This is a genomic window from Stenotrophomonas sp. 1278 (assembly GCF_029892765.1).
Lineage (GTDB): Bacteria > Pseudomonadota > Gammaproteobacteria > Xanthomonadales > Xanthomonadaceae > Stenotrophomonas > Stenotrophomonas indicatrix.
Window position 1 is genome coordinate 1 of sequence record NZ_JARXWD010000045.1, and the last position, 9785, is coordinate 9785.

The 9785-nt window shown below is 67.0% G+C and carries 10 protein-coding genes; 7 read left to right on the top strand and 3 right to left on the bottom strand.

Features of this window, described 5'->3' with window-relative positions; all coding sequences use genetic code 11:
- Window positions 1-169 precede the first annotated feature (169 nt).
- Window positions 170-1213, bottom strand: coding sequence for an oxidoreductase (locus M2299_RS20420; protein ID WP_099843689.1), 1044 nt, complete (start codon window positions 1211-1213; stop codon window positions 170-172).
- 188 nt (window positions 1214-1401) lie between these two features.
- Here M2299_RS20420 and M2299_RS20425 point away from each other — a divergent pair, with 188 nt between their 5' ends.
- The 4 genes from M2299_RS20425 (at window position 1402) to M2299_RS20440 (ending at window position 5756) form a co-directional block, all read left to right on the top strand.
- The gene (locus M2299_RS20425; protein WP_025878697.1) at window positions 1402-1785 is read left to right on the top strand and encodes a BON domain-containing protein; all 384 of its coding nucleotides are present in this window, start codon (window positions 1402-1404) and stop codon (window positions 1783-1785) included.
- A gap of 200 nt (window positions 1786-1985) precedes the next feature.
- Entirely contained in the window at window positions 1986-3803 is a 1818-nt protein-coding gene (locus M2299_RS20430; RefSeq protein ID WP_025878696.1) for an ATP-binding protein, read from the top strand.
- On the top strand, window positions 3800-4240 hold the full coding sequence (locus tag M2299_RS20435) for a response regulator (RefSeq protein ID WP_025878695.1): 441 nt from the start codon (window positions 3800-3802) through the stop codon (window positions 4238-4240). The genes M2299_RS20430 and M2299_RS20435 overlap by 4 nt, the downstream gene beginning before the upstream one ends.
- A 4-nt stretch (window positions 4241-4244) precedes the next feature.
- Complete coding sequence (locus tag M2299_RS20440) at window positions 4245-5756, top strand: hybrid sensor histidine kinase/response regulator (protein ID WP_032975381.1); 1512 nt, start codon at window positions 4245-4247, stop codon at window positions 5754-5756.
- A 75-nt stretch (window positions 5757-5831) separates the two neighbouring features.
- Here M2299_RS20440 and M2299_RS20445 read toward each other — a convergent pair whose 3' ends face one another.
- Window positions 5832-6575, bottom strand: a complete 744-nt coding sequence (locus M2299_RS20445; RefSeq protein WP_025878693.1) for a 20S proteasome subunits A/B — start codon at window positions 6573-6575, stop codon at window positions 5832-5834.
- A gap of 93 nt (window positions 6576-6668) precedes the next feature.
- On the opposite strand from M2299_RS20445, the gene folK reads away from it, so the two are divergent.
- Window positions 6669-7154, top strand: coding sequence for a 2-amino-4-hydroxy-6-hydroxymethyldihydropteridine diphosphokinase (gene folK, locus M2299_RS20450; protein ID WP_025878692.1), 486 nt, complete (start codon window positions 6669-6671; stop codon window positions 7152-7154).
- A 76-nt stretch (window positions 7155-7230) separates the two neighbouring features.
- Here the strand turns inward: folK and M2299_RS20455 are convergent, their stop codons facing one another.
- Window positions 7231-7968 (bottom strand): pteridine reductase, encoded by a 738-nt coding sequence (locus M2299_RS20455; RefSeq protein WP_100436910.1) that lies wholly within the window; start codon window positions 7966-7968, stop codon window positions 7231-7233.
- 59 nt (window positions 7969-8027) lie between these two features.
- Between M2299_RS20455 and M2299_RS20460 the strand changes: the two genes are divergently transcribed.
- Window positions 8028-9212, top strand: a complete 1185-nt coding sequence (locus M2299_RS20460) for an SAM-dependent methyltransferase (protein ID WP_025878690.1) — start codon at window positions 8028-8030, stop codon at window positions 9210-9212.
- Entirely contained in the window at window positions 9209-9601 is a 393-nt protein-coding gene (locus M2299_RS20465; protein ID WP_025878689.1) for a membrane protein, read from the top strand. Before M2299_RS20460 ends, M2299_RS20465 begins: the two co-directional genes overlap by 4 nt.
- Window positions 9602-9785 lie beyond the last annotated feature (184 nt).

Consider the following 9785-nt stretch of genomic DNA (forward strand, 5'->3'; position numbering starts at 1 on the left):
TGCGGGGGTGTCCGCGGCATGGATGCCGCGGCCAAGCCCCCAGGGATGGGTTTACGGCGTCCCCCGCAACCGGACCCACCCCGCCATCCCACGGAATGCCCGCTGTTGCTTCGGCCGTTGCCGTTGCCGTTGCCTTGGCGTCGGCAGGTGCAGGGCGCAGCCCTGCCGATCACCCCACCTGCACCCGCCGCCCTTCGCGCGCGCTATCCATCCCCGCCTGCAGCAGCCGCATCACCTGCAGCGCCTGCTGCGCGCTGACCGTCGGCTCGCCCTCACCCTGCATCGCCGCCGCGAAGTCGGCATACAGGCGCCGATAGTCGCCCGGCAGGTTGTCCACGGTGCTGCGCAGGACGTTGTCCTCCGCATCGCAGTGCAGCAGCTCGCCGTGGCGCGGATCGATACCCCATCCCGGCGCACCTGGCGCGATGCCGCGACGCAGCTGCCCCTCCTGCACGTCCAGGCCATGCTTGATCCAACTGGCCCGCGTGCCATGCACGGAAAAACGGGGGGCAGGCGCAGCGACCAGTGAACCGGCATGCACGATCGCGCGATGGCGCGGGTAATGCAGTACGGCGTGGAAATAGTCGACGCCGCTGCCGCCTTCGCGCTGCACCGCAAGGTCCGCATCGATCGCCTGCGGACAGCCGAACAGCACCAGCATCTGGTCCAGCAGGTGCGGCCCCAGGTCGTACCACAGACCGCTGCCCGGTCCGTCCTGCTCGCGCCAGCGTTCGCGCACCTGCGGACGGTAGCGGTCGAAATGTGCGTGGCATTCGGCGATGTCACCGAGCGAGCCATCGGCAAGCAGCGCCTGCAGGGTCAGGAAGTCCGCATCGAACCGCCGGTTCTGGAACACGGTGGCGATGCGTCCAGCGTCGCGCGCTGCGGCCAGCACCTGTTCGGCTTCGCGCACGCTCACGGCGAACGGTTTGTCCACCAGCACATGCTTGCCGGCGGCCAGCGCGGCGATGGCCAACGGTGCGTGCTGTTCGTTCGGCGTGGCGATGACCACCGCATCCACTGCAGGGTCATCGAAGACCTCCTGTGCGGTAGCGCGTACGTGGACGTCGCTGAAGGTGCGCAGCAGCGTATCGCGCTGCGAACTGACCACGCTGTGCAGGGCCAGCCCCGGCGTGTGCTGGATCAGCGGGGCGTGGAAGACGCGGCCGGCAAGGCCGTAGCCGATCAGGGCCAGTTGCAGTTCAGGGCGCATAGGAGGACTCCGCGCAGATCGTGAAGTGCAGGACAGGAACCTCAGGGTAAACGAGATGACTACGCGCCCGGAAGCTGAACCATTCCCGCTGCGGGTGCGCCCATTCACGTGAGCGTGACCGCAGCGCCACGCCTGCACTACAAGCACTTGGCGACACTGGGCGCACCAACCAGTAGGAGAACCAAACGATGAGCACCACGACCCGTACGCTGTTGGCTTCCGCCCTCACCCTGGGCCTGGCGCTGTCCTCCTCGGCCGCATTCGCCCAGGACGCCGCAGCGAAGAGCCCGCCGAAAACCGATCATTCGGCGATGACCCATGCAGACCGCCATGATTCCAACGAGCCGGTCACCGACAGCTGGATCACCACCAAGGTCAAGGCCGATCTGCTCGCCAGCAGCAATGTGCCGGGTACCGAAGTAAAGGTGGAGACGGTCAATGGCGTGGTCAGCCTGAGTGGCACCGTTGCCACCAAGGCCGAGCATGACAAGGCCATCGCCACCGCCAAGGGCATCAAGGGCGTGACCCGCGTTGATGCCGCCGCACTGAAGGTCAGTGCCGCCAAGCGTTGATCGACGCCGCAGGTTATCGGCAGGGGCGCTCCCACGGGGGCGCCCCTGTTTTGTGCTGTGGCGCCTGCTCGATACGTGCTGGTGGGCGCCCCGGCGAATGACCCATTGCCCCAGAGATGTGACCGGCTGCGCTATATTGCCGGTTCCGCCGTGGCCGGTCCTGCCCGGATCGCACTCCCCGGCTGAGCTGACGAGGAACTATGGCGCTGGTTTTCAGTGATGACATCTGGGATCGCTGGCGACTGCCTGCTTTGGCACTGGCAGCGGCAGCCATCATCGTGGTCCCGTGGTTGACCCTGCGCAAACTGCAGCAGGACAACGAACTGGCCATGGGCTGGGTGACCCATACCCAGCAGGTGACCGTGGCCCTGCAGCAGCTGCAGACCGACGTGCGCGACATCGAATCTGCTGCGTTGACGCTGTCCAAGGGCGTGGACGCGCCGGGCCTGCGCGAGCGCATGGGCAAGGCCAACGACATCCCCGAGCGTCTGGCCGAACTGGGCCGGATGACCCGCGACAATCCCGACCAGCTGATCCGCATCGGCCGCATCCAGTCGATGCTGGAAGGCCGGCTGGGGGTTGCGCGTGAACTGGCGAAGTCCGAGCCGAACAGCGACCAGCGCGAGCTGGTGCAGGACCTGAGCACGCGCTACCCGATCCGCGGCCTGGTGGAAGAGCTGCAGGCCAGTGAGGAAGCGCTGCTGGCCCAGCGCACCGCGCAGGCGGAGCGACAGAAGCGGCAGACCAACTTCGTGTCGTGGAGCTCGCTGCTGGTGCAGCTGGCACTGCTCGGCCTGGTGCTGTGGCTGCTGCAACGGCAGATCGGCCGCCGCCTGCAGGCAGAGCGGCAGTCGCAGCGCGCGGCGGCACGCGCGGCGTCGGTGCTGCAGACCGTGCGCGAACCGATCGTGCTGCTGGATCGCGAGCTGCGCGTGCAGCTGCACAATCCCGCGTTCTCCGAGTTGTACGGGCTGCAGGATGAGCGCGCCGACGGCCTGCTGCTGGAAGACGTAGGCGAGGGCGCGTGGCGTGACCCGGTGGTGCGCCAGCGTCTGGCCGATGTGTTGCTGCGCGGCCGCGAACTGTGGGATTTCGAACACGAACAACGCACCGTCGACGGCATGTCCCGTTACATGCTGCTCAACGCCCGGCGCATGCCGCTGCCTGACACCGACGATGAAGTGGTGCTGCTGACCGTCAGCGATGTGACCGTGCAGCGTGCGGTGCAGACACGTGTTGAAGAACTGAACCGGCAGCTGGAGGGCAAGGTTGCCCAGGTCTCGGAGGTCAACCGCGAACTGGAAGCGTTCAGCTACTCGGTGTCGCACGACCTGCGCGCGCCGCTGCGCCATGTCGCCGGTTTCTCGGACAAGCTGTCTCGCCATCTGGGCGAGGCTGCCGACGAGAAGAGCCAGCACTACCTGGGGGTGATCTCCGGTTCAGCGCGGCGCATGGCCACGTTGATCGACGACCTTCTGGTCTATTCGCGCCTGGGCCGCGTGGCGATGCGCCAGCAGACCGTGGACATGCAGTCGCTGGTGGCCGATACGCGCGCGATGCTCGACGCGAACGTGCAGAGCGAAGCCGAGAGCAGTGGCCACGCCCATCAGGTGGAGTGGAGCATCGCGCCGCTGCCGATCGTGGTGGGCGACGAAAACATGCTGCGCCAGGTCTGGCTGAACCTGCTGGGCAACGCGGTGAAGTATTCAGCCAACCGCGAGCCGGCCAAGGTCCGCGTGGACTACCAGCAGCAGCCCGATGGCGGTCATCAGTTCACGGTCAGCGACAATGGTGCAGGCTTTGACATGGCCTACGCCGGCAAGCTGTTCGGTGTATTCCAGCGCCTGCACAAGGCCAGCGACTATCCCGGCACCGGTATCGGCCTGGCCAGCGTTCGCAGGGTGCTGACCCGCCATGGCGGCCGCATCTGGGCCGAAGCCGCGCCGGATGCCGGCGCCACCTTCCACTTCTATCTTCCCCCCGTGCTCGACACGGACAAACAGGGCCCCATCGCATGACGACGCTGCGCACCATCCTCCTGGCCGAAGACAGCCCGGCCGACGCCGAAATGGCGATCGATGCGCTGCAGGAAGCGCGCCTGGCCAATCCCATCGTGCACGTCGAAGACGGCGTGGAAGTGATGGATTACCTGCTGCGCCGTGGCGCCTTCGCCAGCCGCGAAGAGGGCCTGCCGGCGGTGCTGCTGCTGGATATCAAGATGCCGCGCATGGATGGCCTGGAAGTGCTGCGGCAGATCCGCGAACACGATGAGCTGAAGCGGTTGCCGGTGGTGATCCTGTCCTCCTCGCGCGAGGAAAGCGACCTGGCCCGCAGCTGGGACATGGGCGTGAACGCGTACGTGGTCAAGCCGGTGGACGTGGACCAGTTCTTCGGCGCAGTGCAGACCCTGGGCAAGTTCTGGGCACTGATCAACCAGGCTCCGGAGATCGAGTAGGCCCATGCCCCTGACCGGTCCCGCGCTCGGCGCATTGCGCATCCTGCTGGTGGAAGATTCCCCGGAGGATGCCGAGCTGATGTCCGAACAGATGCTCGATGCAGGCCTTGAGGCCACCTTCGAGCGTGTCGAGAGCGCGGACGACCTGCGCCATGCGCTGGCGCGCTTCCAGCCGGACATTGTCCTGTCCGACCTGAGCATGCCCGGTTTCTCCGGCGACGACGCGCTGCGCATCGTGCGCGATGCGTTGCCGGAGGTACCTTTCATCTTCGTCTCCGGCACCATGGGCGAGGAGAATGCGGTGGCGGCCCTGCAGAAGGGAGCCAACGACTACATCATCAAGCACCAGCCGGCGCGCCTGCCGTCGGCCGTGGCGCGCGCGGTGCGTGAGGCACGCAGCGCCATCGAGCGCTCGCGGGTGGAAACCGAGCTGATGCGCGCGCAACGGCTGGAAAGCCTGTCGTTGCTGGCCGCCGGGCTCAGCCACGATCTGCGCAACATCCTGCAGCCGCTGCTGATCATGCCGGACCTGCTGAAGGCGCGTACCGAAGATCCGCAGCTGCACCACCTGGCCGACGTGATCGCCGAATGCGGTCGCCGTGGCCATGAGATGGCCGAATCGATGCTGTCGTTCGTGCGCGGTTCGCGCAAGGCCAGCGAACGCATCCACATCGATGACCTGTTCCAGGCCGTGGCGCTGCTGTTGCGCAGCAACGTGCCCGATGGCGTCCGCCTGGACCTGGTGGTCGAGGATGAGGGGCTGGTGGTCGATGCCAACTACACCGAGCTGCAGCAGGTGTTGTTGAACCTGGCGCTCAACGCGATCCAGGCGATGCCCCAGGGTGGCAACCTGAGCCTGACCGCCAGCCATGGTGGCCAGCGCGATGGCGAGGACTGGCTGCGCATCGCGGTGGTCGATGAAGGCACCGGCATGGATGCGGACACGTTGTCGCACCTGTTCAACCCGTTCTTCACCACCAAGGCCGATGGCACCGGGCTGGGCCTGATTTCCTGCAAGCGCATCGTTGAAGGTGCCGGTGGCAGCATCCACGTCGACAGCCAGCTGGGGCGGGGCACCTGCTTCGAGCTGCGCTTGCCGATGCATGCCAGCGCCGAGGGCGGCGAACCGATCGAACAGCTCGTGGCACTGGGCAGTGGCCAGTCGATCCTGGTGGTCGATGGGGAAGCCACCCGCCTGTCGCTGCTGGGCAATGCACTGTCCAGCCAGGGCTATCAGCTGCAGTTGGCCTCCGATGGCCCGGCTGCGCTGCGCTGGATGCAGCAGGAGGCGATGCCGGCGCTGGTGATTGCCGATGCCGGCTCCAAGCTGTTGTCGGCCAGCCAGCTGCTGGGCGAAATGGCCACGCTCGGCTACCGCGGCCCGGCGCTGGTGCTGGAAGACGCTGCCGGGGAGATGCCCGAAGATGTGTTCCCCGCTGGCATCGAGGTGCACCTGCTGCGCAAGCCGCTGCAGATGCAGCAGGTCTTCCGCGCGGTGGCCGACGCGCTGGGCTGAAACAGGGATAGTGCCGGCCGCTGGCCGGCATCTGCGTGTGGTCGGATCCTTGCGGTTGCCGGCCAGGGGCCGGCACTACCGGTCCTGGGGTTCCCACGGGAACCGCGGCAGGCTTTCCACCGCCTGTTCCAGCCGTCGCGACCAGTTCTGGTGGATGTCGGCATACAGCGGCGAATCGGCGCCCAGCCGCAACTGCTGGCTGATCCGCAGTTCGCCGGCGCGCAGCAGCGCCAGGTCGACCGGCAGGCCCACCGACAGGTTGGAACGGATGGTCGAATCCAGCGAGACGATCGCCGTGCGTGCGGCATCTTCCAGGCGCGTGGACGGGGTCAGGATGCGGTCCAGGATCGGCTTGCCGTACTTGGACTCACCGATCTGCAGATAGGGCGTCTCCGGCGAGGCGGCAATGGCGTTGCCCAGCGGATAGACCATGTACAGGCCTGGCTGTTCACCGGCAATCTGTCCACCGAAGATCAGCGTCGCCTGGGTGTTCACCCCGTCGTGGCCATGCTCGGTGTGCTGGCTCTGTACCTGGCTGTCCACCAGCAGGGAGCCGACGTAGGCCGCAGCCTCGAACAGATGGGCCATGTCGCGCAGGTTCGGCGTGCGCCGCTCCTCGGCATCGCGCTTCAGCCGCGACACCAGCAACTGGGTCGTGGCCAGGTTGCCAGCGGCCATCACCACATAGGCGGCCTGGCCGGGATATTCGAACACGTGCAGTTTGCGGTGCACGCGGACATCGTCCAGCGCGGCATTGGTGCGGGTGTCGGCGGCGAAGACCAGGCCCTCGTCCACCTCGATTCCAACGCAATAGGTCATGTCGGTGCCCTATCATATGCGTCCCGGATTGTAGGCAGGCCGTTGTGACGATGGCATGCCCGCGCTCCACCTGATTGCCGTCACCGGAACCGCATGACCACCGTGCTCCTGAGCCTGGGCAGCAACGTCCATCCCCGCCGCTACCTCCACGCTGCGGTGGCGGCCCTGCGCGAGCGCTTTGGCGCGCTGCAGGTGTCTGCCGCCTACCGCACCGCTGCCGTCGGTTTCGACGGCCCGGCCTTCCTCAACAACGGCGTTGCCCTCGAGACCGACCTGCCGCTGCAGGAACTGGATGACTGGCTGCATGCGCTGGAAGATGCGCATGGTCGTGACCGCAGCGGCCCGCGCTTCTCCGACCGGACCCTGGACGTCGATGTGGTGTTCTATGGCGACCTGGTGGTGGAGGGCCCCGGCCATCTGCGCATTCCGCGCCCGGAACTGAAGCATGCCTTCGTGCTGAAGCCGCTGGCTGACATCGCCCCGGACTTCGTCGATCCGGTCAGCGGCCTGGACCTGGCCACGCTGTGGCGCGCGCACAAGCAGTTTGGTGAAGCGTTCGAGGTCGTGGACCTGGAATGATGGGTTGTTGTTGCCGCTGCGCTCGCCGGGCATGGCCCGGCGCTACCGGTAGTGCCGGCCGCTGGCCGGCAACATTTCAGCTGACCGTACGCCCACCATCCACGCGCAACGTGTGGCCGGTGACGAAGCTGGCCTCGGCCGCCAGCCAGTAAACCGCTTCGGCGATTTCTTCGACGGTGCCGATCCGCGCCAGCGGCGTGCGCGCCAGCAGCGCCTCGCGGGCGAAATCGTCCTTGCCCTGTTCCGGCCAGAGGATCGCACCGGGTGCCACCGCGTTCACCCGCACCTTCGGCGCCAGTTCCATCGCCAGCGAGCGGGTCGCCATTTCCAGCGCGGCCTTGGCCATCGTGTAGGCGACGTGGTCGCGCATCGGGTCGGTGCCGTGCAGATCGGTCAGGTTGACGATGCAGCCGTGCTGGCGGCGCAGGTAAGGCGCGGCGGCCTGGGCCAGCAGCAGCGGCGCGCGCGCGTTGACCGCGTACAGCTCGTCCATCGCCTCGGCGGTGACCTGGCCGAGCGGGGTGGGGAAGAAATTGGAGGCGTTGTTGACCAGCGCATCCAGGCGGCCGAAGTGGGTGACCGCCTGCTCGACCAGATCGGCCAGGGCATCGGCGTCGCGCAGGTCGGCCTGCAACGCCAGCACGCTGCCGGGTCGCTCGTTGTCCAGGTTGAAGGCGGCCTGCTGCAGTTCGGCGCTGGAGGTATGGGCGTGCAGCACCACCGACCAGCCACAGGCGTGGAACTGGCGGGCGATGGCCGCGCCGATCCGGCGTGCGCTGCCGGTGATCAGGGCCACGGGGGCGGTGTCACTCATCGAGGGTCCTCCAAGGCTCGGCTATCCTGTGCACCATTGTCACCGCATTCGAAGACGCCATGCAGCCTACCTTCCCCCTGCCCGAAGCCGATGCCCTGGCCCACAGCGATCAACTGGCCGCCGCCCTGCGTGCCGAGATCCTCGCACAGGGGGGGGCGATGCCGTTCTCCCGCTTCATGGAGCTGTGCCTGTACACGCCGGGCTGGGGCTACTACAGCGCCGGTGCCAGCAAATTCGGCGGCAGCGGCGATTTCACCACCGCACCGGAACTCGGCAGCCTGTTCGCCGGCAGCGTGGCCAATGCACTGGCGCCGGTGTTCGGCCAGCTCGATGCGCACGCACGGATGCTGGAACTGGGCGGCGGTACCGGCGCCTTCGCCGAGGCGGTGCTGCTGCGCCTGGCCGAGCTGGAGGCGCTGCCGGCCCGCTACGCGATCCTCGAGCCCAGTGCGGACCTGCGCCAGCGCCAGCAGGAGCGCCTGCAGCAGAACCTGCCGCCCGAACTGGCCGGCCGGGTGGAATGGCTTGATCGTCCGTTCGAGGACGACTGGGACGGCGTGGTGTTCGCCAACGAGGTGATCGATGCGCTGCCGACACCGCGCTTCCTCATCAAGGACGGCGAGGTATACGAGGAAACCGTCGAACTGGACGGGCAGGGCAACTTCATCCGTGGCGCGCAGCCGGCCGACCTGCTGCTCAACGGCGCGGTGCGTCATCTCGAGCGCTACCTGGAAAAGCCCTTTGCCGACGGCTACCGTTCCGAAGTGCTGCCGCAGCTGCCGTACTGGCTGCAGGCGGTGGCCGGTGGCCTGCGGCGCGGCGCGATGTTGTTCGTGGACTACGGCTACAACCGTGGCGAGTTCTACCAGGAAGAACGCGATGACGGCACCGTGCGCGCGTTCTACCGTCACCACGTGCACAACGAGATCCATCGTTGGCCGGGCCTGCAGGACATCACCGCATCGGTCGATTTCACTGCCATGGCCGAGGCCGGCCTGCATGGCGGATTTGAATTGGCTGGGTACTGCAGCCAGGCCAGTTTCCTGCTCGGCAACGGCCTGGACCAGGTACTGACCCTGGCCGAGGAGCGCACCGATGAGGTGGGCCGCATCCAGTTGCGCGACCAGGTGAAGAAGCTGACCCTGCCAACGGAGATGGGCGAGCGTTTCCAGGCCATTGGCCTGCAGCGCGACGTCGATTTCGAACCGGCTTTCGAACTGGGCGACCTGAGCTGGCGCCTGTGAGTGCAGCGTTGCCGGTGATCAAGCCGCTGCGGCGGCCGCGACTGTGGACCGCGTTGTGGGTGTTGGCGGTGCTGACGGTGATCGTGGTCTGCCTGATTCCGCCGCCGCCGATCCCGTTGCCGGAAAACAGCGACAAGGGCGAGCATTTCCTGGCTTATTTCATCCTGGCTGGCAGCGCGGTGCAGTTGTTCCGGCGTGGCCGTCCGCTGCTGTGGGTGGGTGCTGGCCTGGTGCTGATGGGCGTCGGCATCGAGTTCGCGCAGGGCGCGTTGACCAGCAACCGCATGGCCGATCCGATGGATGCGGTGGCCAACACCGTTGGCGTGTTGGCGGGGATGGCCACCGCATTGACCCCGCTGCGCGACATGCTGCTGCGCTGGCGGGGGTAAGGCGCGCCAACCAAGGTTGGCGACTACCAAAGGCAGCCAGGCATGGCCTGGCGCTACAGTAGATCCACGCCATGCGTGGATGAATCTTCCCGGCGCCAACCAAGGTTGGCGTCTACCAAAGGCAGCCAGGCATGGCCTGGCTCTACTGTAGATCCACGCCATGCGTGGATGAATCTCGCCGGCG